Below are 25,187 nucleotides of genomic sequence, written 5' to 3'. Positions count from 1 at the left end.
TAAAGTAGGTATATATTCTTAAAATGATGGTGGCCGATTGATATATCGAACTTTCTTTTGGTATGTAATCATAGATATCAGTCGTTTCTAATATCAAAGAAGCTTAACGTGACAATTTTTCAGATAAAAATGGAAATGCTCATTGAAGGTGGTTCAATAAGGCGTCTTCTAATTGTTGGTTTGCTTTGATTTCCCGTATTACCCCATTTACTTGAGCATCAATGTCTACGAGCGTGCTAAGTCCAATAATACTGTTATCTTTCGTGTTTTGAATAATATTGATAATACTTGAATTTATAAAGTCTGAACTTATTATATTAGGATTTTGAGACGAAGGCATTTTGGGTGAATCTATAGAATCATCTCCAATAATATTGCCTTCACCAAATTGTATGATGTTAACAATACCCTGGTTGAAAACATCTCCACTTTGATTTTCACTATTTGCGCTAATGTTTTTTAAATTACCATTTTCAATTACTAAGTTGGCAATATTTGTGTTCAAAATATCATCGCCATTTATAGTCGTAGTAATGCTTAATCCAATATTAATAATATACTCGTCCGTAATTTGGAAACCACCTCGATATTCTTCTAAAGATAAATTTGAAAGAGGAGTAAGTTCTTGCAGGCCAACATCTTTAGCATTCACATTAAAATGAGGTATTAGCATACAAAGCACTAACAAAAATTTATTGTAGTTCATAATGTAGGCCTTTCAGGTTGTTAAGTTCTTAAAGTTATTTAAAACAATGTTATATTAATTTTCACCGGAAACTGGGAGAGTAATGCTAAATACCCCTAAGGAATCTCTAGACACTCCTGTTTTTAATGGTGATCTTTGATATACGGTGAAATTATCATTGGTTATAAAGCTAGACCGTCCCATTTCCGCTTCGTTACGGACCAGTAACACAATTCCTTGGTAATATTTTTCAAACTCATCCAGTTTCATTATCATGGTTCCTCTAGAAGGGTCTCCTAGAATAACTGAGTGATTGTTTATACCTCTGATGACAACAAAATGCATATACCCGTCGAAATTAACGAGAGTAATCCCAGGGACGCCGACTTCTTTAATTTTCTCCAGTCCTACTTGAAAGCCGTCAGAACGTAACCCTATGGAATCCAAGTAAAACTTCATATCCAACAAAGAAAAACCTTTCTCTTTGATTTTTTCTTTATCACCTTTTTCAAACATGCTTTTGAAGATATCTTGTTCAGATGACTCTGTTGCATAATGAAAAGTGAGAAGAGAAGCCAGGGCGGCAGAGCCACAGCTGAAGTCATACTGTTGGCGAAAAACATCACCGAACACTATTTCTTTGTAGCTTTTAACAGGAACAGAGTAATGTGCTCGGTAAGGTAGCAGTTCTAATGAAATGGCTGATGCTGAATAAACGAGCATCAGCCAAATTAAGTTATTTAATACTTTCATATTGTTTACTTGAGTGTCAGGTTAACGACGGTAGAGTTCTGGATTAAAACGTTGTTTCCGCTGTTCTGAATTACGTTGGATATACCCGAACTGTCTGCGAACGCTCCACTTGATAGTATATTGTTACCACTCACGGTGTTTGACGCGACATTATCTGACGAAATACCATTGATATCTGATTCTGCATAAACCAAGTCGAGTTCAACATTTTGTCCACCTCTTGATTCATTCATGATATCCAAGCTAACTTCTCCGCCAGATAATGCAATGTCATCAGCGAGTGCAGTGCAGGCAACTATCATACTCAAAGTACAGATTGCCAAACGCATCGCTTTCTCCTACTAGTCGGTTACTCACCCCCAGTAAACACACTTGCATTAGTTGTAACAGATTGTTGTACAAGTGAATTTGAACCAGCATTTTGACCAACGGTAGTAATACCAGCTGCACCACCAAGACCACCAAGGGTGTTCATGTTTTCAACTCGAACTCGAGTATCATCCGCGTTAGTTGCATAAATAACTGATGCACCTGTAACACCACCCATTAGGCTTGAGCTCGCAACAACCATATCTGTATCCATATGGACTTGATTGAAGCTATCAACATTTGTTGAGCTCGAGTCACTTTGATAGTTACTATTGTCGTTAAAGCTGTTCGAGTTTGTTGTGCTTGAATCAGCGTAGCTACGGTTATCACTCTGGTTACGGTTGTCGCTTTGATTACGATTATCGCTGTTATCGTTAAAGCTACTGTTGATACTAGAGTCACTGTTGTCGTTGTTGCTACGTCTTACAGTAGTACTAGAGTCGCTGTTGTCGTTGTGGCTTCTATTTGTGTTAGTACTTGAGTCACTACTATCACTATTTAGGCTCACATCAAGATCAGCACTGGTACTGTTGTCGTTAGCGTTAGACGTACTATTGTCGTTGTGGCTTTGAGCTGTGTTAGTGCTCGAGTTTGAGTTGTCGCTGTTGTTATTAAAGCTGTCATCAACACCAAGAGTTGCACTGTTGTCAGTGTCGCTGTTGTCGTTGAAGCTATGACCAATACCTAGTGACGCACTATTATCGCTGTTGTCGTTGAAGCTATCACCAACACCGAGAGATGCGCTATTGTCACTGTTATCATTGAAGCTGCCAGATAAACCGATATCGGTATTAGCGCTGTCAGTCCATTGCATGTTGTCGTCTCCATCATCGATCTCATTCGCGATTAGAGAGCCACTAAATAAAATTGCTGACATTGCTAAAGCAAGCCCTGTTTTGTTTAGAGTCATAACGATTACTCCATTTCCTGTTATTCCTGATTAAAAATGACTGCACTTAACTTCTTGCTGCTTCCTTCAAATGTTGTGGGAAGCGATGAAATTATAAGAAAGGATCAGTGAAAGCTGTTCTCATTATTGAGAATGATTCAGGCTGGAAGGGAGTATTTAGGTACGTCTATTTAAAGTATTAAAGAAAAAAATAACATAATCATAATGTTATTTTTTGTATTTACTTTAAGTACTCATCAAGTATGAAATGAAGCCAATATAAAGAAGTAATTTGTTCTATTGCACTGAGCGGAGCAGTCATCCATTTTTTATAAATGGCATTTTATCCAATTATTATCTTTATTATTTAATATTATAAATCATATCCTTATGCTAACACAGGTTGAAAAGTATGGATAAAAACACAACAGGTTCATACTTTTTAAGTCTTTTTCGGTGCTGAAAAGCAATGCGATATCATTCTGAAGTGCTATATTTTCTACTTAAAATGAAGATAAATTCTCTTTGCTGCCTCCAATTAATTTTCTAACGGGGGTTGGTGAAACAGGTAAGTTAATGTGGTGGGACTATGGAAAAGAAGCACTTGATACTGCTAGCTGAGAGTAATTTACAAAGTAACTTAATAAAAAAACAGCTGTCTTCCATTCATGATGTCGATGTAAAGATAATGCAACCAGATGAAGTGGTGTTCAGAAGTCACTCACTCAGTATCGATTTGATGTTTATTGATTACGATTTTATGCGTCAGCTTGAAGTACAAGGAAAGTTACCAGATTTTGATCTATTTGGGTGGTCCTTTATGCTTCACAACGTCCCTTGTGAAAAAGTACAAACGGACTTACTGCATTGGAAGTTGTTAAAAGGAATTTTGCTCCGAAGTGCATCAGTGACACATATATGTGATGGCGCGGAATACGTACTGAAAGGTGGGTTGTGGCTACCAAGAATGTACCTAGAGAAGTTAGTCCTCAATTATCGGCATGCAAATTTGTCCGAAGAACAGCAGCATGATGAGTTAACATGCAGAGAAAAACAGATTCTAGAGCTACTTGTGTACGGCATTTCAAATCAACAAATTGCTTCAAGACTTTTTTTATCTGAAAGTACAGTGAAAAGCCATATATACAAGTTGTACAAAAAACTCGATGTCCATTCTCGTCATGATGCAGTTAAGTTGGTAAGAATGAACAATGGCTTAACCGAGAGAAATTAAGTCATAATTTGTGATGCTCTTTTTATCGGGGTCTGTTCCGTTTTCACTATCTAATCTAAGCAAGGGCACTCGTATTTGAGTACCCGTGGTTTATCTGGATTCAATAGTTGGCGTATCAGCAGGCTACATCATGCCCGTGACAAGGCCTGCCGCCACAAAAAACACGATCATCCACAGAACCGAAAGGTTGAGCTTTTTGTGTAGATAAAAACCTGCAACCACTAACGCCATGTCGATGGGAGCAACAACTGCGCTGCTAAATACTGGCTGGTAAAGTGCCGCGAGTAGTAACCCTACTACCGAGGCATTTACACCGTTGATGGCGCCGGAGACCAGCGGTTTTCCTGCCAGTGCTTGCCAGTTCTTAAGAACGCCAAGTAGTAAAAGAAACCCTGGGAGGAATACGCCAAGCGTTGCGATCAGCGCACCTAAAATTGGCGTATCCGAAAGCTCATAACCGATAAAAGTCGCAAAGGTGAACATTGGCCCTGGTACAGCTTGTGCAGCGGCGTAGCCTGTTAAAAATGCATCTTGGCTGAGCTGGTCGCCAACAATGTTTTGCAGAAGCGGCAGAACCACATGACCGCCACCAAACACTAAGCTACCAGCTTGGAAAAAATCACTAAACAGCCCAAGTAAAGGTAACGTATGAGCCACTAACGGTAAGCCGAGTAAAAGCATCGCAAATAGAGCCAATGGCGCGATAGACGGTTTAAACGACTCGGCTGATGGCGCGGAGTCTTTCTTCAGATACCGCATTCCGACAAAACCTGCTGCGATCAACACGAACATTTGCGTCATGATGCTTGGTGCCACCAGCAACGCAATCGCAGTCGCGACGCACAAACCCGCGGTCAGTTTACTTTGGCAGAAGTTTTTGTACATGCCCCAAGTCGCATCCGCCACGACGACGACTGCGAGCAGTTTTAGGCCGTGAACGATGTTTTGGAACACTGCGGTGTCGGTGATTTGGCTGCTCACTATCGCCAGCGCCAACATGATGACCACTGAAGGAAGCGTGAATCCGACAAATGCTGCGCATGCGCCACCTAAACCGCCACGTTTATAGCCTAAAGCAAAGCCAACTTGGCTTGAGCCCGGTCCCGGCAAAAACTGACTGAGCGCGACAATTTGCGCGTACTCGCTGTCATCAAGCCATTTCAGTTTCTCAACAAATGTTTGGCGAAAATAACCAATATGAGCCGCCGGGCCGCCGAAGCTGAACCAACCCAGCCAGAAAAAAGTTTTGAATATGGTGAACATGTCGAGCCTGTTTATCTAAAAAGCATTGTTGCTAATTTATCGAATGCTCTAAAATGACTCAAATTGATGATTTTAATTTCATCTATGAATGAAATGGGATGAGGATGTTGGAGTGAAAGAGGACATTCAGTGGCGCAACATTGACTTGAACTTATTGGTGACGTTTTCCTACTTGTATCGCTATCGAAGCGTTAGCGTCGCGGCAGAGAAAAGTTACGTTAGCCAGTCGGCGATGAGTCATAGTTTGTCTCGTTTAAGGTTGTTGTTTGACGACCCGCTTTTTGAGCGAAAAGGGCACAAGATGGAGCCCACCGAGCACGCTCACCACATCGCGCCAACTGTGCATCACTTGTTGGATTCTATCGCCAAAGACTTGCTCACTAAGTCTGCCTTCCAACCTGAAAATTACGCGGGTGTATGTCGCATCGGGTTAACGGATTATGCCGAGTTTATCTTTGCTCCTAGGCTTTATGACGAAATACGCCAGCGCGCCCCAGAGGCGCAGATCAGTTTTATTAACGTCAATCGTAGCAACTACGTGGCATTAACTGAGCATGAAAAGCTCGATGTCATTATTGGCAGCATGCCGGTGTTGGATGACAACTTTGAGAGCTTGTACTTGTACACCGAAAAGCACGTGTGCATGTGTGATAAACAGGTATTGCAAGGGGAAACACAGCTGTCTCTGGAAGCGTTCGCGAACATAGAGCAAGCTCTGGTAAGTCCCGATGGGAGCTTAAAGACACAAGTAGACCAAAAGCTTGCAGAACATGGCTTGAGCCGCAAAGTCACCGTGGCGTCGCGCAACTTTCTCACTATTCGGCATCTATTGAAAAAACGCGATCTCATTGCCATCGTGCCAGAAAAAATGGCATTGGCGGAGGGCTTTTCGGACGATCTCGTTACCGTTAAGCCGCCGATCGCCGTTGCGGATTTTGATATTGCTATGCTGTGGCATTCCAGCCGAAACAATGAAGACAAAGGCATTTGGCTACGCGAGTTGGTTTCTTCGACCATCACCTCTAAATGATAAACATTTGGGGCACTCATGGTGCTTAGAGTTATTTGTTGTTGAACTCCTTACTACCCGCTGAGCTATCGGCGTTACACCGAAACAGTACTGATTGTGCAAAATGAATGTCTTTGGTAAGGGGGGGATGTTTCAGATTTAATTCATAAAAGAGATTAATGGAAAAGGTATCATTGAGTTGTACCACGTAGTTTAAGCTCTGTTTGCACGTATACATAAAGAGGTTGTAAGCGTCCATCTCGGTATTTTTCCACCAGTAAGTTCACTCCCTGAGTTCCCATCAACTCAGAGTGAATACGAATTGTAGACAACGGCGGAAAGGTAAAGCGAGCAGTAGGAATATCATTCATACTAATCAGCGTAATATCCTCTGGTATCTTTAAGCCAAATTCATGGATTGCACGTACTATGCCAATCGCGATGGAGTCTGAATCAATGAATACTGCTTTCGGGAAGTCACCTTTGGCTAGCATCTCTTTCGCTAAGTTATAACCGGACAAACTAGAGCAGGCACAATAGTGTATATCATGTTCTGCGACCACGCCTTTTAGATAGCCATAGTCCAAAAACACATTTTCACGAGTGTCAGCTGCGTCGTGCTTGTCTTGACCGCCAATATAACCGATGCGGCGGTGGCCTCGTTGTACAAAGAAATCAACTACTTGCCTACTGATTCGAATAAGGTCGACATCAACGCAATCATAAGGGCAGGTTGGATCTGAAAAGTTTATGTAGCAAATGCTATCGGCTAGACGTTTAGGTAATTTATCTACTACCTTTTGGTCGACATTTCCGACTAAAAGGACACCTGTTATCTTTTTCGTTTCAACATCAATTTCACTGTTATAGCAATTGGTTAGCGTAATACCTAATTTGTCGCATTGCGTTTCAATCCCATGACGAATTGATAAGTAGTAAGGGTCATTCACCTCTGTTTCTTGTTTGTAGTTATATAAGGCTAAAAAGTGATGTTTTTGCTTAGCTTCTTTGATGCCTTTCTTCGAGCTACTGGTGCGGTACTCCAGTTTTTCTGCAATTTCCAAAATGCGGTATTTGGTTTCTTCTTTAACGCTCAACGTTGGGTCGTTGTTCAAAACCCGCGATACGGTTGCAAGTGAGACGCCTGCTTCAATGGCGATATCTTTTAGCTTTGCCATGTAAATTTCCCGTTGGCACTGCCCAAGTGTGAGCTCAATAATCTGACTATTTTAAACAGCTACTTAGATATGCACAAACCTTTAGTAAGACAGTCCTAAACACTTTAAATCATCATATCAAGCCAAATTGTTTTCATGAAATAGACTCTATTGAGTAATAAATAAAGCCGTAAACGTAAGGATTATATTGCTGTAAAAATACTGAAAAACGCGACTGGTTTGGAAACTTGCTACTTGTGGTAACTCTAGTACTTAATAGGACTCGAGCTGTTTAGAGTTTAATCAAGCAAACGTTTTATTGTTCATGTTTATGTTTTGTGTCTCATTTTATAAACAAATCAATAGGAAAGTATTCAACTCTATTTATAATCTCCGCGCTTTTAAAAGCTGTCTAACAGTATGAAAAATTAGGAAATTATAATGAAAAAAGTATTGCCATTATTGGCTTTAGGTGCAGTGGTTGCTTCAGCATCAGTTCAAGCAAAAGGTAACTGGTATGTTGGTGCTGATTTGGTAAATTCAGATCTTAAAGTTAAAAGCTTGTCAAAAGATCTTTCTGCGACAGGTCTTAGCCTTGCTGTAGGTAAAGAGCTTCAATATTCAGAAAACTTCAAACTAGCTTTTGAAGGTGAGTACATATACTTTGGCGACTTTGAAGAAACATTTTCTTACATGGGGTGGCCGGTTAAATTTAGTGTTGATGCTTCTGCGTTCAATTTCAATGCGAAGCCTAAATACCAATTTGCAGGTACAGGCTTCTATGTTGGTGCGATTGCTGGCCTTGGTGTAATGAGTGTTTCTTATGAAGTGAAATCATCTAGCACTGTTACCGATGATGGTCGTGATGTAGGCTTTAACTACGGTGTTGAGGCTGGTTATGAGTTCGCTTCAGGTTTGGTTGTATCTGGTGGCTACCGTGCTTCTTCGGTAAGTATTGATGCCGAAAACGGTGGCAGCGAAGATTTTGATTTTGACAGCCTGTACGTTGGTGTTGATTACAAGTTTTAAGCTCGCGTAAGCAAAACATAGATACTAAAAAGGAGCCGTTAGGCTCCTTTTTTTATTAGATTATCAATCAACTCATAATGGTGATCTTGTACGCCTGCAAGGTTGCCATATTTGGGTTGGTGGCGGTCATTTTCTTTCGCGTGTTGCCAGCCAATGGTGTGACGCACAAAATGCTCTGCAAACGCGTGGGAAACTTCCAAGCAACCTGCCAGTACGGTATCAACATAACTTTGCATGATTGGGCTCTTTTCGCATGGTGGTAGTGGCTCGTCTTTTACGTAAACCCAAATGTCATGTTCTTGGTTAAAACTCGCATCTGTTTCGATTTGATCTGGCTGAAGTTGAATACGATGATAACCTCGCTCACGGCGGTCGAATTCTGCGAGCGCTTCTTCATTTACTTCGAGTAAAACGCCATTAACCTGTCCATCGCCTTGGTTCACCACTAATGGAGAGAGGCTGTAGCTGTCGTCAATCTTCCCCCAGTAGCGAACCAACCCATGTGCTATGACGGGAATGGCTTCTCCCGTTTGTCCGGTTAACTTACGCGACGCAGAATTAATCAAACTGCCATAGCCAAATATGTACATTGTCGTTGCATCCCTTAACTGATAGTTGTGCCTCTCATGTTTATACCTAACCCGCATCTGAAGCACAACTTTACCTCTTAAGTATAATCTTAATTATAAACATGTATTTTTTATACATGTTTATGGTAGCATCAATATGTAGTTGAGTTAACCAGCATCGAGAGACGCTTGAGGGCAAGATAATGCTGAATATCACCGATAAAAAAGTAGAAGAAAAAATCCCCGCATGGCTGCGATTAGGCTTTCGGCCGTTTTTTCTGTTTGGGTCGATTTACGCCATTGTTGCGATTGCGTTGTGGGTGTGGATGTTCCAAGGCGGACAGCCAAACGCATTAGCCGTGCCTGCATTGTGGTGGCACGTACATGAAATGTTGTTCGGTTTTTCGATGGCCATTGTAGTTGGCTTTGTACTGACCGCGGTACAAAACTGGACTGGCATTAATGGTACCAAGCATTACATGCTTCTGGCTTTATTTGGCTTGTGGTTAGTGCCCCGCATATTGCTTTGGACACCAGCACCGTTATGGTTAACCAGCAGTATCGAAGCGGTATTTTTACTGTTTGTCGCCTATGAGGTGGGCATTCGTGTGTATCGAGCCAAAGGTTGGCGTAATTTGTTTTTCGTTCCACTGTTTCTTTTAGCCATCTTTGCGAACTTTGCAAGCTACGCAACGATAAAAGGTATGCCGCCCTTTAGCTCTTCAGCGGTGTGGCAAGCAATGCTGTGGTGGTTTACCTTGCTGTTGTCAGTGATGGGCGGACGTGTGATTCCATTTTTTACTGCGCGTCGATTTAATTTCGAAAAAGCGCAACCATTGGCTTGGTTAGAGTGGTTCGCGAACTTGCCATTGGTAATGCTATTTGTGCTGAGCTTTTTCCCTGTGACGTTTGCAGAACTAGGTAGTCCTTTGATGCTATTTGCAGGTGTTGCTCAGTTGGTGCGTTTTGTTCGCTGGAAACCTTGGTTAACCCTGAGCGAGCCTTTAGTGTGGTCGCTGCATGCTGCGTATTTGTGTTTACCACTAAGCTTAATTTTGCGAGGCGTCTGGGGAGATGCATTTGCCAGCCATAACCTCATTCACCTGTTTGCGATAGGTGCGTTAGGCGGTTTGATTTTAGCGATGATTACACGGGTGACGATGGGACATACTGGTCGCATGATCTACAAAGGGCCAAACATGAGCCTTGCGTTTGCAGCAATTACCGCGGCAGCTTTGGTTCGCAGTTTCGCCGTGATCTTTGATCCAGCGAACATGATACTGTGGATTGATATCAGCGGGGGATTATGGATTGTTGCGTTTGGGCTATTTGTGTGGCGCTTTGGTGTGATGCTTGTGACCCCTCGTGTGGATGGTCACCCCGGATAAGATTCTAATGTGAGTAGAGAAAAGAGGAGCCGCGTGCTCCTCTTTTGGTTTTTGTTCTTTATAGGTTTAGTGTTTATTCGTCTTCGTCGTCCGCTTTATTCGTGAGCCCCAAGCGTTTAAATAGCCACCACTCTAGACCAAAAATGACAATTAAGGCGATGCAGAACCAGGTGAATGCCATGGTGGATTCCACGCCTGGCATTCCACCAACATTGATACCGAGTAAACCTGTTAAGAAGCTGGTTGGTAGAAAAATCGTTGCTACCAAAGTAAACAGGTAACTGTTTTTATTGGTTTTCTCATCACGATGATGTTTGATCTCTTCTTGGAAAAGCGCCACTTCTCCAAGATAAAACTCAAGTGTTTCATTTATGCGCGTAATATTATTGTGTGCGAAGCGATATTGATGAGGTCTCAAAGCAATCAATTCTGATTCTGACTCCACAAGATCACGGATAGCGTACTGCTGAGGGCGAATAAAACGCTTGATAGAAATCAGTGCTTTTTGAGTCGCCATATGTTTGTACGTCGACTCATCATTCACGTCGAACTGGTTTAGTGTTTCTTCAATCGTATCAAGGTAAATGTCTATTTTACTGTTTAATCCTTCAATGATCTGATGAAGTAAACTGGCAAGACTTTTTGGGCCTTTGTGTTCCGCTAATGCTTGGCGAATCTCCATGATCGCGCGTGATGGAATTTTACGAGTTGAAATGAGTGCGCCTTGAAAGTAGAGAATTCGAATACTAAGCATATCTTCTGGTGATGCATTGCCGTTCATATTGACGCCTCGTAAAATCAACATGAAGTTCTCGTCATCCAAAGGATGGAAAGATGGTCGACTTTCGTCGGCTAATAGATGATCAACCGTAGCTCGAGGTACTTGGTTTTGCTCCAGCCAACCACGAATATCAGGATGCAGCCGTTCGCAATGGTACCAATGCTTAGCTTGAATTTGCTCTGCCGTGGTGGATTGTTGAGTTGCTTCTGGGGTTGAGAAGTCCCAATGTTCAATCATAAAACCCATTTTCTTTTCCTTGTTTGAGCCGATACCAAAATAACCTCAAGATACTTCTTTCGCGAGAATTGCATTGCCATAGAGAGGCAATGCTCTGAGTACGGTACTCTGAAGTCATTGATGCATTATTTTTCAAATGAGTATGATTGTATTTAATGCCAAATGTCTATGAATAGTTGTTCTTATTTGCAATCGAGTGGAGCGCACCAAGGTGTTGTGCTTAAACAACAAAACAAAAAGCCTGCAACTAAGCAGGCTTTATTGTGGGGGGAGGGAGGGGAGCTGTTAGCCAACTTGAGAAAGATTAACCACTTTCTGTTGTAGCTTTTTCTTTAAATAGTCCGTTAAGGCCTGTTTTTCTTCCTCGTTCATGTAAAGACCAAGCTTAGTACGGCGCCATAAAATGTCTTCATCGGTCATTGCCATTTCATGGTTCATTAAGTAATCGATCTCACGTTGGTAAACACCACCGGCTTGTGTCGAGAACGTTTGTCCTAAGTCAGCTTCACTTGTTGTACCTTCCATTAAGTTCCACGTTTGGGTACCAAACTGAGTGACATAACGAAGAATCAATGCTTCTGGCGCCCAAGTGTATTTAGCATGAATTTGTTTCGCTAATTGTTCACGACTACAGCTGAAGTTACCACCAGGAAGGGTTTGGTTGGCCGTCCAGTCTTTACCCATTTCAGGTAGGAACGGAGCAAGTTTCTTCATTGCTGCTTCACCTAACTTACGGTAGGTCGTTAACTTACCACCAAAAACAGAAAGCAGAGGTGCATGGTCGTATTCCGCATCGAGCTCTAGCGTGTAGTCTCGTGTGATTGCTTGCGGAGAGTCAGATTCATCGTCACATAAAGGACGAACACCGCTGTATGTCCAAACTACATCTTCGCGAGTCAACTGGTGGACAAAGTGTTGGTTTACGATATCAATGAGGTAATCGACTTCGTCATCTGAGATCGACACTTCACGTGGGTCACCTTTGTATTCCACATCTGTTGTACCAATGATTGAGAACTTATCTAAGTAAGGAATCATAAATACGATGCGATTGTCTTTGTTTTGAAGAATGTAGGCTTGCGGTTCGTTGTGGATACGAGGAACAACGATGTGCGAGCCTTTGATTAAGCGAATGTTACGAGGAGAGGCTTGCTCTAATCCATCATCAAAGAACTGTTTTACCCAAGGCCCCGCAGCATTGACTAACGCTTTCGCTTTACGTTCGAAACGTTGGTCTGTCATCACATCGTGAATAGTAACATGCCAGATACCACCTTCACGGTGTGCTTTTTCCACGCGGCAGTAGTTACGCACTTCAGCATGGTTTTCGCGAGCCGCAAGAACGTTCAGTAATACTAAACGTGCATCATCAACCCAACAGTCAGAGTATTCGAAACCCGTTTTCATCTCTGGTTTTAGCAAGCCAGATTTCGCAAGGTTGACGGTTTTACTGCCTTGCAGCGTCGTACGTTTACCCAAGTTATCGTAAAGGAAAAGGCCACAACGAATCATCCAAGCTGGGCGTAGGAATGGGCGATGCGGTAAACGGAAACGCATTGGTAATGCGACGTGTGGTGCTTTACGAAGAATAACCTCACGCTCTGCGAGCGCTTCCGAAACTAAACGAAACTCGTAGTGTTCAAGGTAGCGTAAACCGCCGTGTATCAGTTTAGAACTTGCTGAAGAAGTCGCAGATGCGAAGTCATGTGCTTCATATAAGCCAACACTCAAACCTCGGCCAGCTGCGTCTGCTGCAATACCAGCTCCGTTAATGCCGCCACCGATTACGATCAAGTCTAAGGTAGTGGATGAGCTAGTAGTGGAAGCATTATTTTGTATACTCATAAATTTGACCTCTTGGTGAGCGAACGAGCATTTTAGAACATAATGTAATCCTAGCTCAGGTTTCGTTTGTGATCATCTATTATTTTCGTTTGTGAGCGTTTTGTGTGATTTAGACACAAAAAAAACCTCTGTCTAATTAAGACAGAGGTCATTTGAGGGGGAGTTATACGATTGACGTTACTCGTTTTCGGAGTTTGATTCGTTAGCTTCAACCACTTCAAGTGGGATAGAAGCTTCCTTCAAAATTGACAAGATTTCTTCTGGTGGCTGCTTATTGGTAAAGATCATGTTGAGCTGTGCAATATTGCCTAGTTTCACCATAGCATTGCGCCCGAACTTGGTGTGGTCTACGGCAAGAAATACACTACGGCTATTGTCAATGATCGCTTGTTTGACCCGGACTTCGTGGTAATCAAAGTCTAATAGCGAGCCATCGAAGTCGATACCGCTAATGCCGAGAATACCAAAGTCGAGACGGAACTGTTTAACGAAATCGAGGGTAGCCTCGCCAACAATACCGCCGTCTCTGCTGCGGACTTCTCCACCCGCTAAGATGACTTTGATTTCAGGGTTAGGGAAAAGAATGGTCGCAACATTGATGTTGTTGGTGACAACACGCAACTGTTTATGGTTTTTATTGAGCGCTCGCGCAACTGCTTCTGGTGTGGTGCCGATATCGATGAATAGTGTGGCACCATCTGGAATGTGTTTGACTACCTCGTCTGCAATGACATCTTTTTCATTGAAGTTGAGCGCTTTACGCGTGTTGTAAGATGTGTTTTCAGAACTGAGAGGAATAGTGGCTCCACCGTGATAACGACGAATTTTGTTGTCATCGGCGAGTTCATTGAGATCGCGTCGGATGGTTTGTGGGCTGACATTGAATCTTTCTACTAACTCATCCGTGCTGACATAGCCTTGTTTTTTCACCAGCTCAACAATCTGCTGGTGTCGAGGTATTTGCTTCACTTACCACTCCCTTGTGCATTGGTAACGGCCAATGCTTCAAATTCGAAGCTCTATTGTGCTCGAATTTGCTCGTTGTGAGAAGTAAGCGAGTTCAGGAATCGGGGATAAAGCGCAAAAAGAGCGCACAAATGGCGCTCTTTTTTTCTTATGGAGATGAGATTAATCTTCTTCGTCGTGAAGTTCAGACCAGGTTTGTGCACATTTCACTGCACGTTTCCAGCCCTTGTAACGACGATTGCGTTTTTCTTCATCATCGTGTGGCTCAAAGGTGCGATCAAGTACCGCTTTATTCTGCAACTCATCAATGCTATCCCAGTAACCAACTGCAAGGCCGGCAAGGTAGGCTGCACCAAGAGCGGTAACCTCAGTTACTTGAGGGCGGTGTACTTCTGTGTTCAATACATCGGATTGGAATTGCATTAGGAAGTTGTTCGCTACTGCACCACCATCGACGCGAAGGTTCGCAAGCTTAATGCCTGAGTCAGCTTGCATCGCATCCAGTACGTCACGAGTTTGATAAGCGATGCCTTCCAATGTTGCACGGATGATATGGTTTGAATTCACACCGCGAGTAAGGCCGACAATCGTGCCACGTGCGTAGGCATCCCAGTATGGAGCGCCTAAACCAGTAAATGCAGGCACGACATAAACGCCGTTTGATGTATCCACTTTTGTCGCGAAGTATTCAGAGTCTTCTGCACCGTTTAGGATTTTCAATTCATCGCGTAGCCATTGGATAGAAGCTCCACCCATGAATACGGCGCCTTCAAGTGCATAAGCTGGTTCGCCTGCAGGACCACAAGCCAAAGTAGTTAGAAGGCCATGTGTCGAAGTGACTTTTTCTTGGCCAGTATTCATTAGCAAGAAACAACCCGTACCGTAAGTGTTTTTCGCTTGACCCGCTTCAACACACATTTGGCCGTAAAGCGCCGCTTGTTGGTCACCTGCGATTCCAGAAATAGGAATACGAGTACCGCCTTTACCACCGATGTTGGTTTTACCGTAAATTTCCGATGAGCGCTTCACTTCTGGCATCATAGATGCTGGGATGCCAAGCTCATCTAACATTTTTTGATCCCAACATAGATCGTTGATGTTAAACAGCATGGTACGCGATGCGTTAGTGTAGTCGGTTACGTGAACGCGACCTTGAGTCATCTTCCAAACTAACCAAGTATCGACAGTACCAAACAGCAGCTTACCTGCTTCTGCGTCTTCTCGTGCGCCTTCAACATTGTCCAGAATCCATTTAACTTTGGTACCGGAGAAGTAAGGGTCAAGCACCAAACCAGTGTTGTCACGTACATAGTTTTCGAGACCGCGTGCTTTTAAATCTTCACAGATATCAGCAGTACGGCGACATTGCCATACAATCGCATTGTAAACGGGTTTACCTGTTTCTTTGTTCCAGACGATAGTCGTTTCACGCTGGTTAGTAATACCGATAGCCGCTAATTGGTCGCTACGGATGCCAGACTTAGCTAGAGCTTCTACTAAGGTAGAGCTTTGTGTTGCCCAGATCTCCATTGGATCATGTTCAACCCAACCAGCTTCTGGATAAATCTGAGTAAATTCGCGTTGCGCGACGCTTACGATGTTCGCATCATGATCAAGAATCACTGCGCGAGAGCTTGTTGTACCTTGGTCTAGGGCAACAATGTATTTTTGCTCAGTCATGGTAAGAATCCTTTTGTTTCGTTATTTATATTTTAGTAAATGTTCGAGTTACGTCAGTTTTAAGCTCTAGCTTCTTCTGTTTCTTCTTCCGTCTCACATTGGTTTGGAATCGTGCAACCGTGACCTTGTTGTGGAAGGTAAGCGGCAATCGCTTTTGGATACAACCAACCACCAAAACACGCACCTGCAATCGGAGCAAGTAAAGGCACGATAAAGTAAGGAATGTCTTTAGCACCTGTCAGAGCGTAATCCCAACCAGCGAAGTAAGCGAACAGCTTTGGTCCAAAGTCACGAGCAGGGTTCATCGCAAAGCCTGTTAGTGGGCCAAGTGAACCACCGATGACGGCAATCAAAATACCGATCAATAGAGGGTTCATTGCGCCACGTGCCGCGCCGTTATTTTCATCGCCCAGAGCCAGAATCGCAAACATCAGCACAGCAGTGATAACGAATTCCACAGCAAAAGCACCAAAGAAAGAGAGGGAGGCATGCGGATAGGTTGAGAAGATACCAGCAGTTGCTAGTGCATCTTGGCTGCTGCGAACGAAGTTATGAGCGATTTCGTAGTCGGTGAAAAGGTTGCTGTATAAGCTGTATACCAATGCAGCAGAACAGAATGCCCCAAGCATTTGAGCGATAATGTATGGCACCACTTTCGCCTTATCAAAACCATGGAACATAGCAAGTGCGATGGTAACGGCAGGGTTGATGTGTGCACCAGAGACGCCAGCCGTACAGTAAATAGCGATGGCGACACCGAAGCCCCATACAATACTGATTTCCCATTGTCCAAATGATGCGCCTGTTAGAACTAAGGCTGCAACACAGCCTACGCCGAAGAAAATAAGTAGTCCTGTACCGATAAACTCGGCCAAACATTCTCCAAGCAGAGAGGGGTGTTTGTTCGTTGTCATGTTAAAAGTCCTTTGATCATTTTTGCCTGTCTAGCACGATACTATTGTGCATATATAAACGTTTACGAAAACAAACGAGCGTTAAAAGTGAGCGTTTGAGCATAAATTTGTTAATCAAAGTCTTCGTTTTTGTTAAATGGCGCATCTTTTAACCGGAAAAGAACACAACGAAAATAATTTATTTGTCACGAGGCCAGTGTTGAGAGCGCTCAAATTACCGATGTGAAAAAGAATGCACAACTGGTAAGAGGAGTTTTGTGAAGCTGCTACGTGCTTGGAGACTTATTGCACAGAACTTGTGTAGCAATTAACCCTAAAGGAGTAGCGGAATGTCAAATGTATCAAGGGATAGCAGTGATATAAAAAATACGCTGTCATGTTTGGACTTTTAGAAAAAATCGTCATCCCATTGGTACCAATAGGATGAGTTGAGAAGAGAATAAACGCTGTTAATGTCTTGTGTTTGTGAATCATTGCTTCGGCTTGTATTCAAATAAAAATTGTTTTTTTTATTTCGTTTGATGCTAAACGTGATCGTTTTTCAGCTTTTTAGTTATTAGTTGGTTCGGAGCGAGTAGGGCAGGCGTAAATCGCCCTTTTTACGGTTAGTTTATGTTCTAATTCGAGCCTTTGTTTCAAAGGTTTCGAATTGGAATGCTCAAGTGAGAGGTTTGAACATCAGTTTAATATTAACGAATCTTGAGTAAAGTTGAACGATGATCTAATTAATGCTCATATAATTTACTGTATTTACTTATATTTAATCCATGTGCAACATTTGTCACAGAAATAAAATCCTAACTCCATACAATTCATGAACTTTCGAACGAAGATTTATTTTGTTTCGTTCGCTCCTTTTGTGTTTTTACCATCGCATACAAAATAATGAGGTTCCTATGTTTGGAATATTCAAACCTAAGGCGCACATTGATCGTCTGTCCCCTGGCAGCATCGATAGCACCTACTCTCGCCTCCGTTGGCAACTCTTTATCGGTATCTTTGTTGGCTACGCCGGTTACTATCTAGTTCGTAAAAACTTCAGTTTGGCGATGCCTTATCTTATCGAGCAAGGCTTTAGCCGCGGAGACTTAGGTGTCGCCTTGGCAGCTGTTTCCATTGCATATGGTCTCTCTAAGTTTCTAATGGGCAGCGTTTCAGACCGCTCCAACCCTCGCTATTTCCTTAGTGGCGGCCTATTGATGTCTGCATTAGTGATGTTTTGCTTTGGCTTTATGCCATGGGCGACTGGTAGCGTCACTGCGATGTTCATTTTGCTTTTCTTAAACGGTTGGTTCCAAGGGATGGGGTGGCCTGCTTGTGGCCGAACCATGGTGCACTGGTGGTCACGTAAAGAGCGTGGTGAGATCGTTTCGGTTTGGAACGTGGCGCACAACGTGGGTGGTGGCTTGATTGGTCCACTATTTATTCTTGGCCTGTGGGCATTTAACGATGATTGGCGCACTGCATTTTATGTTCCTGCATTTTTCGCCACGTTGGTTGCTGTGTTTGTTTGGATGACGGTTCGCGATACCCCTCAGTCTTGTGGTCTGCCTCCTATTGAAGAATACAAAGACGATTACCCAGATGACTATGACAAGTCCCATGAACAAGAAATGACAGCGAAGGAAATCTTCTTCAAATACGTCTTCAACAACAAACTTCTTTGGTCGATTGCAATTGCAAACGCATTTGTTTACCTAATTCGTTACGGCGTACTGGACTGGGCACCTGTTTACCTAAAAGAAGCGAAGGATTTCTCGGTAGATAAATCGTCATGGGCTTATTTCTTATACGAATGGGCTGGCATTCCAGGAACACTATTGTGTGGTTGGATCTCTGACAAATTGTTCAAAGGTCGTCGTGCACCTGCTGGTATCTTATTTATGGTGCTAGTGACAGTTGCAGTGATGGTTTATTGGTTTAACCCTGCGGGCAACCCAACAGTAGATATGATGGCGCTTATTGCAATTGGCTTCCTAATCTATGGTCCGGTTATGCTGATCGGTTTGTACGCACTTGAACTCGCTCCGAAGAAAGCCGCAGGTACTGCCGCTGGTCTTACTGGTTTGTTTGGATACCTGGGTGGGGCAGTTGCCGCAAACGCGATTTTGGGCTACACCGTAGACCACTTTGGCTGGGATGGTGGCTTTATCATCTTAGTGGGTTCTTGTATTACTTCTATCGTGTGTTTGATGTACGCCTTCTTAGGTGAACGTGCGCACCACGAGCAAAAAGAGCGCGAGAAGGAAGCGCTAGCGTAATATTTATTTAAAGAGGCAGTGGAATACTGCCTCTTCGCTTTATCAAGGAAATAACAATGAAAACAAAGTCAGTATGTCTTACTTTTTTAGCACTTAGCCTCTCTGCTGGTGCGATTGCGAAGCCGCTTGTCATTGCGCACCGTGGCGCATCGGGCTACTTGCCTGAGCACACGCTAGAAGCCAAAGCACTTGCTTACGCAATGAAACCTGACTACATAGAGCAAGATGTGGTAATGACGAAAGACGACCAGTTGGTCGTGTTGCATGACCATTATCTCGATCGCGTAACGGATGTTGCGGAGCGTTTTCCTGATCGTGCACGTAAAGATGGTCGTTATTACGCGATTGATTTCACTCTGGCGGAAATCAAATCCTTGCGAGTTACCGAAGGGTTCAACATCGATGAGAAAGGCAACAAAGTAGCGGGCTATCCAACCCGATTCCCTATGTGGAAATCTGACTTCACCGTGCCGACGTTTGCTGAAGAGATTGAGCTGATCCAAGGCTTAAACAAAACGCTGGGTTATGACATCGGTATTTACCCAGAAATTAAAGCGCCTTGGTTCCATCGTCATGAAGGTAAGGACATTTCTAAAGCAGTACTTAAAGTCTTGAAGCAGTACGGTTACGGCTCTCAAGACGACAAAGTCTACCTTCAGTGTTTTGATGCGAATGAACTTCAACGCATCAACAGTGAACTCATGCCTGCAATGGACATGGACTTAAAGCTCGTTCAGCTTATGGCTTACACGGACTGGAACGAAACTATGGTGTACAAAGGCGACAAGGCAACACCATACAGTTATGACTGGATGTTCGAAGCCGACGGAATGAAGAAAGTAGCGAGTTACGCGGAAGGAATTGGACCTTGGAAGCCGATGCTGGTGGATGATAAGTCAACCAAAGACAATATCATCATCAAGCCGTTGATGAAGGCTGCAAAAGACGCTGGCTTGCAAGTGCATCCATACACGTTCCGCGCCGATCCAGGACGCATTCCAGCGTACACTGACAGCTTTGAAGGCATGATGGATGTGTACTACAACCAAGTAAAAGTGGATGGTTTGTTTACTGATTTCCCAGATAAAGCGGTCAGCTTTTTAAATCAGTAATCACGCATTTTGCTGTAAGCTAAAAAATCCCCCAACAGTTTCCTGCTGGGGGATTTTTCGTAGGGCTAATTCACGAATGAATTAGTTGTTTTTATGCAGTTCGCTGTTCAGTTCAACCGCGCTCTTGTTTGCAAGACACTCGATTTGACCTGTTACAGAGTTACGACGGAACAGTAGGTCAGAAACACCTGCAAGATCGCGTGCTTTCACTACTTCTACTTCTTGGCCAGCAGAATCTAGCATGCGTACTTTAGAACCAGCAGTTACGTATAGACCTGATTCGATAGTACAACGGTCACCCATTGGGAAACCAAGACCTGCGTTCGCGCCTAGTAGCGAGTTTTCACCGATAGAAACCACAACTTTACCGCCGCCAGATAGCGTACCCATGATAGATGCGCCGCCGCCGATGTCAGAGCCGTTACCAACCACTACGCCAGCAGAGATACGACCTTCAACCATGCTCACGCCAGTTGTACCTGCGTTGAAGTTGATGAAGCCTTCGTGCATTACTGTTGTGCCTTCGCCAACGTGTGCGCCAAGACGTACGCGAGAAGTATCAGCGATACGAACGCCAGTTGGTACTACGTAGTCCACCATTTTAGGGAACTTGTCTACGCAATCTACGCTTAGTGCACGACCCGCTAGGCGAGCTTCAATTTGACGCTCTGCTAGTTCAGGTAGATCGATTGGACCTTCGTTAGTCCATGCGATGTTGTGCAGTAGACCGAAGATACCGTCTAGTACTGTGCCGTGTGGCTTAACTAGACGGTTAGAGATAAGTTGAAGTTTTAGGAAGCCTTCAGCAACACTTTGTGGCTGCTCGTCAGTGGCAAGGATAACCAGTACAAGTGGTTGTGCTGATTCTGCTGCTTTTGCTGCGAAAGATGCGTTTGCTGCATCGCCGTTTGCTTCAAATGCTGCTGCCAGTTCTGCGCTTTGTGCTGCAGAGATCTCGATAGCTTGGTTGCCTTGCTCGTAACCTGCTACTGCTGCTAGTGCGTTAACAAGCGCTTCGCTTGGGTTAAGAACTGGGTTTGGGAAAAACGCTTCGATGATTTTGCCGTCGCGGTTTTTAGTTGCCGTACCAAAGGCTAGAGAGAAGAAAGCCATAGTTGATCTCCATGTGTTGAGTCTTGTGTCTCGTCTGTTCATTGACAAGAAATAATTAAGTTGTCAGTCATCATAATGAGAGTGCTAGGGAGTTTAAAGAGGGGAAATAGATAAAGTCTGTAGATGGATACCTTTTGTCTTTTTAGAGATATGTTTGTCTGATGAGAAATGTGTCGCAAAAGCCTTATCAGACAGATTTTGGGCAGAGACACAGTGAAGTGGGAGAAGGGAGCATCGCAAAAAAATAAGGGGAGGGCCGAAGTCACTCCCCCTACACTGGGTTTGTTGGATTTACTGACTTTGGATAGTAAAGCGATAAATCGACTTAGAGGCTTAGCTCACCGACCTCTACTGCAAGTGCAACCGTTGCCCCTACCATTGGATTGTTGCCCATACCGATGAAGCCCATCATCGCTACGTGTGCTGGTACTGAAGAGCTACCCGCGAATTGCGCATCGGCGTGCATGCGACCCATGGTATCTGTCATGCCGTAAGAGGCAGGACCTGCCGCCACGTTGTCTGGGTGTAGAGTACGACCAGTACCACCACCTGATGCCACAGAGAAGTAAGGCATGCCTTCACGGTTACGTTCTGCTTTGTAGATGCCTGCTACAGGGTGTTGGAAGCGAGTCGGGTTGGTTGAGTTACCAGTGATGCTCACATCCACTTGTTCTTTATGCATGATAGCCACGCCTTCACGCACATCGTCTGCACCGTAGCAAAGGATCTCACCACGTGGACCTTGGGAGAAACGGCGACGTTCTACTTCCACTAACTCACCAGTTTGGTAGTTGTACTGAGTGCGTACGTAAGTGAAACCATTGATGCGTGAGATTAGGTAAGCGGCGTCTTTACCCAAGCCATTTAGGATAACTTTCAACGGATTTTTTCGTGACTTGTTCACGTTCAATGCGATTTTGATAGCGCCTTCTGCCGCTGCGAATGACTCATGGCCCGCAAGGAAAGCGAAACAGCCACTTTCTTCATTCAATAGACGAGCCGCCAATGCACCGTGACCGATACCCACTCGGCGTTGTTCTGCGATGCTGCCTGGTTTTGTGCAGGCTTGAAGGCCTTCACCGATGATGTTTGCAGCTTCTTCAGCTGTTTTTGCTCCGCGGAAAATCGCCAAAGCAGTGCCTAGCGTGTAGGCATCGGCAGCGCTTTCAAACGCGATAGGTTGAGTGTCCATCACTAGTGCTTTAGGGTCGATACCACGATCCATACAGTATTGGTAAGCCTCTTCCAGAGAAGAAAGTTGCATTTCGTCTAATGTGCGACGTACAGATTCAGTAATTGGAGTGTTCATAATCTCTTTCCTCTTGGTGGCAATTATTGTTGGCGTGGGTTGATGGTAGTTACGGCTTCGTCAAAACGACCGTAAGTCCCCGTTGCTTTGTCTGCGGCTTCTGCTGCAGATACGCCTTCGTTGATGGCTTTCATCATCTTGCCTAGGTTGAGATATTGGTAACCAATCACTTCTTTGTTTTCGTCTAGCGCGAGTTTTGTTACGTAGCCTTCGGCCAACTCCATGTAACGTACGCCTTTTGCTTTAGTTGAGTAGCTAGTACCTACTTGGCTACGTTGAGTTTGACCAAGGTCTTCCAGTGCCGCACCAATTTCCAAGCCGCCTTCAGAGAAAGCAGATTGAGTACGACCGTAAACAAATTGAAGGAAGATTTCGCGCATCGCGACGTTGATAGCATCACATACCAAGTCGGTATTCAGTGCTTCCAGAATAGTTTTGCCTGTTAGGATTTCTGCGGCCATCGCGGCTGATTGAGTCATGCCTGAACAGCCGATCGTTTCGATCAAAGCTTCTTCGATGATGCCGTTTTTGACGTTAAGAGTCAGTTTTGCTGCACCTTGTTGAGGAGCACAAGCACCAACGCCGTGGCTAAGACCAGAAATCGCGATAACGTCTTTTGGATTGATCATTGCGCCTTCGACAGGGATCGGTGCAGATGCATGAAGATCGCCGCGTTGAATCGGGCACATTGATTGGATTTCGTGTGAGTATTGCATAGTGTTTTCCCAGTGTACGATATCCAGCCTATTTGTCAGACTCAACGGCGTTGACTGCTCTTATTCGCTCCATCAAATAGAAAACTATGTTCAGGAGGTTCATGCGTTTGTTGCCTTGTTGAGTTAACAACTATTTTGGATATCTTTTTAATTTTTGAGAAAACAGGAGCGGGGTTGGAGAAGAGTTGAATTGCTCACTACAGAACTCTCGCTTTCACAACATAAGCGAAAGCACTTCCAACAGGGCTGACCTGTTTTCGTTTCTGTAGGAGTCATTAGCTTTAACAGCGGTTCGAATCTTTCGATTCCGGTGGTACCCCATCACCGAACCCATTTAGACTAGATCTAAGTCACACTAATCTGCAACATGAAATTTAGAGCAATTTGGGATATTAAATCGGTTCTTTATATTCTCAGAGATATATGGAGATAAACGGAAGGAATAAAAAAACGCCGCATAATGCGACGTTTTTTCTAAACAAATGAGAGGCTTATGCAGCGTCTTCTTGCTCGCTATCTTCTTCAACAGCTTCAAGCTTCTTTGCTTTTTTTGGTGCAGGTTTACGTTTTGCACCAAGAGCGTAAAGCACTTCTTCTTTGTTTTGCGCAAGGAACATTGCAAGATCTTCTTGCTTACCTTCGTCTTCTAGAAGTTCACTTTTACCCAGCAGTGAGAATAACTCGTCTGCCATATCCAGCATTTTGTCGTATGCGTCAGCTTCCGCTTTAGAGGTAAAAGTCATTTTCTCTTCTCCATTGCGTTCTACCACGTACTTGACGATTACAGCCATGGTTGGTCCCCTAATTTGGTGTATTGATACTGGCTTTTTATACAGTTTTTGACCAATCAAGTCTAGCGACAAGCCTCAGAATGAGAGACACGTACAACTAACTGACTAGCATTTAAACTATCTTGGTTTCACTTTGCGGATTTGTCCGCCAAAGGAAGGTTTGTTGGTCGCTCCCAATCTTGGCAAAATTCGATAAACGTTCTGAGCAATGGGCTTTGATATTTCTCTTTATGAACCAGTAACCAGAAGCGACGTTTCATATCTAAAGGCATGTCGAGCAGTTTTACGCGGCCGTCACGAATAGCAGGTTCTGCAGACAAACGTGACAAGCAACCTAAGCCTAACCCTGCCGATACTGAGTTGATCAACGCTTCGGTGGTATTGAGCTGAAAAGCTTCATGCCAATGTTCCAAGCGCGGTGCGACAACGCGCATAAAAAATTCGCGTGAACCAGATCCTGCCTCTCGCAATATCCATTCACTGTTTTCTAGCTCGGTTAAGTTTACTGGCCCTTCGTGCGCGGCTGGGTAATCGGGCGCGCAAATCACGCACATTTCATCTTCGCTAAACTGGGTAGACTGCAATTCAGGGTGAAGTGTTTTGCCCTCAATGAGGGCTATGTCTAACTCGTAATCGGTCAGCATGTCGCAGATTTGTGCGGAGTTAGAAATGAACAGGCTTTGAGAACGATGGTTCGTTTGCTGACGAAATTCGCTAAGCAAATAGGGCGCGACTTGGTTGCCAATGGTGTCGCTGGCACCAATGCGAAGTTGGCCCGATAGCGCTTGGTCACCATCGAAAATGCTCTCGATGTCTTTGGCTCGGTTGAGTAACTCATCCGCCAGTGGTAGCAGTTTTTGACCTTCTTGGTTCAAAATCAGTCGGTTATTAACACGATCAAACAAGTGATGGCCGATCTGTTTTTCTAATTCTGAGAGTGCCATGCTCACTGCGGCTTTCGATAAAAAGAGACTATCAGAAGCCGCTGTGAGCGTTTTGTGCTGCGTGATCGTCGTAAACACTTTCAGTTGTTTAAGAGAAATGTGACTTGCCATACCCCACCGTTAAGTAATTCTGAACGTTTGTTTTAAATAATTAGATATATCGGAACGAAGTG

The 25,187-nt window shown here is 43.9% G+C and carries 23 protein-coding genes and 1 riboswitch; of the genes, 6 read left to right on the top strand and 17 right to left on the bottom strand.

The window, feature by feature from the left end; all coding sequences use genetic code 11:
• Positions 1–139 precede the first annotated feature (139 nt).
• Genes R8N28_RS13555 through R8N28_RS13540 form a run of 4 tightly spaced genes read right to left on the bottom strand, consistent with a single transcriptional unit; the run spans position 140 to position 2,717 of the window.
• Complete coding sequence (locus R8N28_RS13555) at positions 140–706, bottom strand: hypothetical protein (protein WP_025768212.1); 567 nt, start codon at positions 704–706, stop codon at positions 140–142.
• A gap of 54 nt (positions 707–760) precedes the next feature.
• A complete protein-coding gene (locus R8N28_RS13550; RefSeq protein ID WP_005380165.1) occupies positions 761–1,438 on the bottom strand; it encodes a C39 family peptidase in 678 nt (225 codons plus the stop codon).
• A gap of 5 nt (positions 1,439–1,443) precedes the next feature.
• Positions 1,444–1,767, bottom strand: a complete 324-nt coding sequence (locus R8N28_RS13545) for a hypothetical protein (protein ID WP_005380167.1) — start codon at positions 1,765–1,767, stop codon at positions 1,444–1,446.
• A gap of 20 nt (positions 1,768–1,787) precedes the next feature.
• Complete coding sequence (locus R8N28_RS13540) at positions 1,788–2,717, bottom strand: hypothetical protein (protein ID WP_005391691.1); 930 nt, start codon at positions 2,715–2,717, stop codon at positions 1,788–1,790.
• Positions 2,718–3,285: 568 nt separating this feature from the next.
• Here R8N28_RS13540 and R8N28_RS13535 point away from each other — a divergent pair.
• Entirely contained in the window at positions 3,286–3,930 is a 645-nt protein-coding gene (locus R8N28_RS13535; RefSeq protein ID WP_065274782.1) for a helix-turn-helix transcriptional regulator, read from the top strand.
• Between the two features lie 123 nt (positions 3,931–4,053).
• On the opposite strand, the gene chrA is transcribed toward R8N28_RS13535, so the two are convergent.
• On the bottom strand, positions 4,054–5,193 hold the full coding sequence (gene chrA, locus R8N28_RS13530; protein WP_065274781.1) for a chromate efflux transporter: 1,140 nt from the start codon (positions 5,191–5,193) through the stop codon (positions 4,054–4,056).
• Between the two features lie 112 nt (positions 5,194–5,305).
• On the opposite strand from chrA, the gene R8N28_RS13525 reads away from it, so the two are divergent.
• A complete protein-coding gene (locus R8N28_RS13525) occupies positions 5,306–6,223 on the top strand; it encodes a LysR family transcriptional regulator (protein WP_005380171.1) in 918 nt (305 codons plus the stop codon).
• Positions 6,224–6,393: 170 nt separating this feature from the next.
• On the opposite strand, the gene ebgR is transcribed toward R8N28_RS13525, so the two are convergent.
• Positions 6,394–7,380 carry a transcriptional regulator EbgR gene (gene ebgR / locus R8N28_RS13520; protein ID WP_065274780.1) on the bottom strand — a complete coding sequence of 329 codons (987 nt, stop codon included), beginning with the start codon at positions 7,378–7,380 and terminating at the stop codon, positions 6,394–6,396.
• A 420-nt stretch (positions 7,381–7,800) separates the two neighbouring features.
• On the opposite strand from ebgR, the gene R8N28_RS13515 reads away from it, so the two are divergent.
• On the top strand, positions 7,801–8,388 hold the full coding sequence (locus tag R8N28_RS13515) for an outer membrane beta-barrel protein (RefSeq protein WP_017820436.1): 588 nt from the start codon (positions 7,801–7,803) through the stop codon (positions 8,386–8,388).
• Positions 8,389–8,426: 38 nt separating this feature from the next.
• On the opposite strand, the gene R8N28_RS13510 is transcribed toward R8N28_RS13515, so the two are convergent.
• Positions 8,427–8,978, bottom strand: coding sequence for a gamma-glutamylcyclotransferase family protein (locus R8N28_RS13510; RefSeq protein WP_025768214.1), 552 nt, complete (start codon positions 8,976–8,978; stop codon positions 8,427–8,429).
• A gap of 182 nt (positions 8,979–9,160) precedes the next feature.
• On the opposite strand from R8N28_RS13510, the gene R8N28_RS13505 reads away from it, so the two are divergent.
• Positions 9,161–10,345 carry an NnrS family protein gene (locus R8N28_RS13505; protein ID WP_005391701.1) on the top strand — a complete coding sequence of 395 codons (1,185 nt, stop codon included), beginning with the start codon at positions 9,161–9,163 and terminating at the stop codon, positions 10,343–10,345.
• 73 nt (positions 10,346–10,418) lie between these two features.
• Here the strand turns inward: R8N28_RS13505 and R8N28_RS13500 are convergent, their stop codons facing one another.
• From R8N28_RS13500 to R8N28_RS13480, 5 genes are all read right to left on the bottom strand, one after another.
• Positions 10,419–11,372: a CorA family divalent cation transporter gene (locus R8N28_RS13500; protein ID WP_005391702.1), complete on the bottom strand. Its 954-nt coding sequence runs from the start codon at positions 11,370–11,372 to the stop codon at positions 10,419–10,421.
• A 276-nt stretch (positions 11,373–11,648) separates the two neighbouring features.
• A complete protein-coding gene (gene glpD / locus R8N28_RS13495; RefSeq protein WP_005391703.1) occupies positions 11,649–13,208 on the bottom strand; it encodes a glycerol-3-phosphate dehydrogenase in 1,560 nt (519 codons plus the stop codon).
• Between the two features lie 177 nt (positions 13,209–13,385).
• Entirely contained in the window at positions 13,386–14,177 is a 792-nt protein-coding gene (locus R8N28_RS13490) for a DeoR/GlpR family transcriptional regulator (protein ID WP_005380192.1), read from the bottom strand.
• A 159-nt stretch (positions 14,178–14,336) separates the two neighbouring features.
• The gene (glpK, locus tag R8N28_RS13485) at positions 14,337–15,854 is read right to left on the bottom strand and encodes a glycerol kinase GlpK (protein WP_005380193.1); all 1,518 of its coding nucleotides are present in this window, start codon (positions 15,852–15,854) and stop codon (positions 14,337–14,339) included.
• Between the two features lie 59 nt (positions 15,855–15,913).
• Positions 15,914–16,768: an MIP/aquaporin family protein gene (locus R8N28_RS13480; RefSeq protein ID WP_005380195.1), complete on the bottom strand. Its 855-nt coding sequence runs from the start codon at positions 16,766–16,768 to the stop codon at positions 15,914–15,916.
• Between the two features lie 896 nt (positions 16,769–17,664).
• On the opposite strand from R8N28_RS13480, the gene glpT reads away from it, so the two are divergent.
• Both glpT and glpQ read left to right on the top strand, forming a co-directional pair.
• The gene (gene glpT / locus R8N28_RS13475) at positions 17,665–19,029 is read left to right on the top strand and encodes a glycerol-3-phosphate transporter (RefSeq protein ID WP_005380199.1); all 1,365 of its coding nucleotides are present in this window, start codon (positions 17,665–17,667) and stop codon (positions 19,027–19,029) included.
• Positions 19,030–19,085: 56 nt separating this feature from the next.
• Positions 19,086–20,141: a glycerophosphodiester phosphodiesterase gene (glpQ, locus tag R8N28_RS13470; protein ID WP_005380201.1), complete on the top strand. Its 1,056-nt coding sequence runs from the start codon at positions 19,086–19,088 to the stop codon at positions 20,139–20,141.
• An 81-nt stretch (positions 20,142–20,222) separates the two neighbouring features.
• Here glpQ and dapD read toward each other — a convergent pair whose 3' ends face one another.
• The 5 genes from dapD to R8N28_RS13445 form a co-directional block, all read right to left on the bottom strand.
• On the bottom strand, positions 20,223–21,254 hold the full coding sequence (gene dapD / locus R8N28_RS13465; RefSeq protein ID WP_042521367.1) for a 2,3,4,5-tetrahydropyridine-2,6-dicarboxylate N-succinyltransferase: 1,032 nt from the start codon (positions 21,252–21,254) through the stop codon (positions 20,223–20,225).
• A 325-nt stretch (positions 21,255–21,579) separates the two neighbouring features.
• Positions 21,580–22,563: a GGGtGRT protein gene (locus R8N28_RS13460; protein ID WP_042521368.1), complete on the bottom strand. Its 984-nt coding sequence runs from the start codon at positions 22,561–22,563 to the stop codon at positions 21,580–21,582.
• Between the two features lie 23 nt (positions 22,564–22,586).
• A complete protein-coding gene (locus R8N28_RS13455; RefSeq protein ID WP_005386501.1) occupies positions 22,587–23,279 on the bottom strand; it encodes an iron-sulfur cluster assembly scaffold protein in 693 nt (230 codons plus the stop codon).
• A gap of 259 nt (positions 23,280–23,538) precedes the next feature.
• A riboswitch (Fluoride riboswitch) is annotated at positions 23,539–23,614 on the bottom strand.
• A 156-nt stretch (positions 23,615–23,770) separates the two neighbouring features.
• Complete coding sequence (locus R8N28_RS13450) at positions 23,771–24,070, bottom strand: YebG family protein (protein ID WP_005380208.1); 300 nt, start codon at positions 24,068–24,070, stop codon at positions 23,771–23,773.
• A 128-nt stretch (positions 24,071–24,198) separates the two neighbouring features.
• Positions 24,199–25,125, bottom strand: coding sequence for a LysR substrate-binding domain-containing protein (locus R8N28_RS13445; protein WP_054577570.1), 927 nt, complete (start codon positions 25,123–25,125; stop codon positions 24,199–24,201).
• Positions 25,126–25,187 lie beyond the last annotated feature (62 nt).

The organism is Vibrio sp. Vb1554, assembly GCF_033344235.1.
This window is presented reverse-complemented; position numbering and strand designations above follow the sequence as displayed.

Bases quoted from the DNA above. Each gene is read 5' to 3' on its own strand.
- R8N28_RS13555 (WP_025768212.1), bottom strand. From the start codon at position 706: ATGAACTACAATAAATTTTTGTTAGTGCTTTGTATGCTAATACCTCAT.
- R8N28_RS13550 (WP_005380165.1), bottom strand. From the start codon at position 1,438: ATGAAAGTATTAAATAACTTAATTTGGCTGATGCTCGTTTATTCAGCA.
- R8N28_RS13545 (WP_005380167.1), bottom strand. From the start codon at position 1,767: ATGCGTTTGGCAATCTGTACTTTGAGTATGATAGTTGCCTGCACTGCA.
- R8N28_RS13540 (WP_005391691.1), bottom strand. From the start codon at position 2,717: ATGACTCTAAACAAAACAGGGCTTGCTTTAGCAATGTCAGCAATTTTA.
- R8N28_RS13535 (WP_065274782.1), top strand. From the start codon at position 3,286: ATGGAAAAGAAGCACTTGATACTGCTAGCTGAGAGTAATTTACAAAGT.
- chrA (WP_065274781.1), bottom strand. From the start codon at position 5,193: ATGTTCACCATATTCAAAACTTTTTTCTGGCTGGGTTGGTTCAGCTTC.
- ebgR (WP_065274780.1), bottom strand. From the start codon at position 7,380: ATGGCAAAGCTAAAAGATATCGCCATTGAAGCAGGCGTCTCACTTGCA.
- R8N28_RS13515 (WP_017820436.1), top strand. From the start codon at position 7,801: ATGAAAAAAGTATTGCCATTATTGGCTTTAGGTGCAGTGGTTGCTTCA.
- R8N28_RS13510 (WP_025768214.1), bottom strand. From the start codon at position 8,978: ATGTACATATTTGGCTATGGCAGTTTGATTAATTCTGCGTCGCGTAAG.
- R8N28_RS13505 (WP_005391701.1), top strand. From the start codon at position 9,161: ATGCTGAATATCACCGATAAAAAAGTAGAAGAAAAAATCCCCGCATGG.
- R8N28_RS13500 (WP_005391702.1), bottom strand. From the start codon at position 11,372: ATGGGTTTTATGATTGAACATTGGGACTTCTCAACCCCAGAAGCAACT.
- glpD (WP_005391703.1), bottom strand. From the start codon at position 13,208: ATGAGTATACAAAATAATGCTTCCACTACTAGCTCATCCACTACCTTA.
- glpK (WP_005380193.1), bottom strand. From the start codon at position 15,854: ATGACTGAGCAAAAATACATTGTTGCCCTAGACCAAGGTACAACAAGC.
- R8N28_RS13480 (WP_005380195.1), bottom strand. From the start codon at position 16,768: ATGACAACGAACAAACACCCCTCTCTGCTTGGAGAATGTTTGGCCGAG.
- glpT (WP_005380199.1), top strand. From the start codon at position 17,665: ATGTTTGGAATATTCAAACCTAAGGCGCACATTGATCGTCTGTCCCCT.
- glpQ (WP_005380201.1), top strand. From the start codon at position 19,086: ATGAAAACAAAGTCAGTATGTCTTACTTTTTTAGCACTTAGCCTCTCT.
- dapD (WP_042521367.1), bottom strand. From the start codon at position 21,254: ATGGCTTTCTTCTCTCTAGCCTTTGGTACGGCAACTAAAAACCGCGAC.
- R8N28_RS13460 (WP_042521368.1), bottom strand. From the start codon at position 22,563: ATGAACACTCCAATTACTGAATCTGTACGTCGCACATTAGACGAAATG.
- R8N28_RS13455 (WP_005386501.1), bottom strand. From the start codon at position 23,279: ATGCAATACTCACACGAAATCCAATCAATGTGCCCGATTCAACGCGGC.
- R8N28_RS13450 (WP_005380208.1), bottom strand. From the start codon at position 24,070: ATGGCTGTAATCGTCAAGTACGTGGTAGAACGCAATGGAGAAGAGAAA.
- R8N28_RS13445 (WP_054577570.1), bottom strand. From the start codon at position 25,125: ATGGCAAGTCACATTTCTCTTAAACAACTGAAAGTGTTTACGACGATC.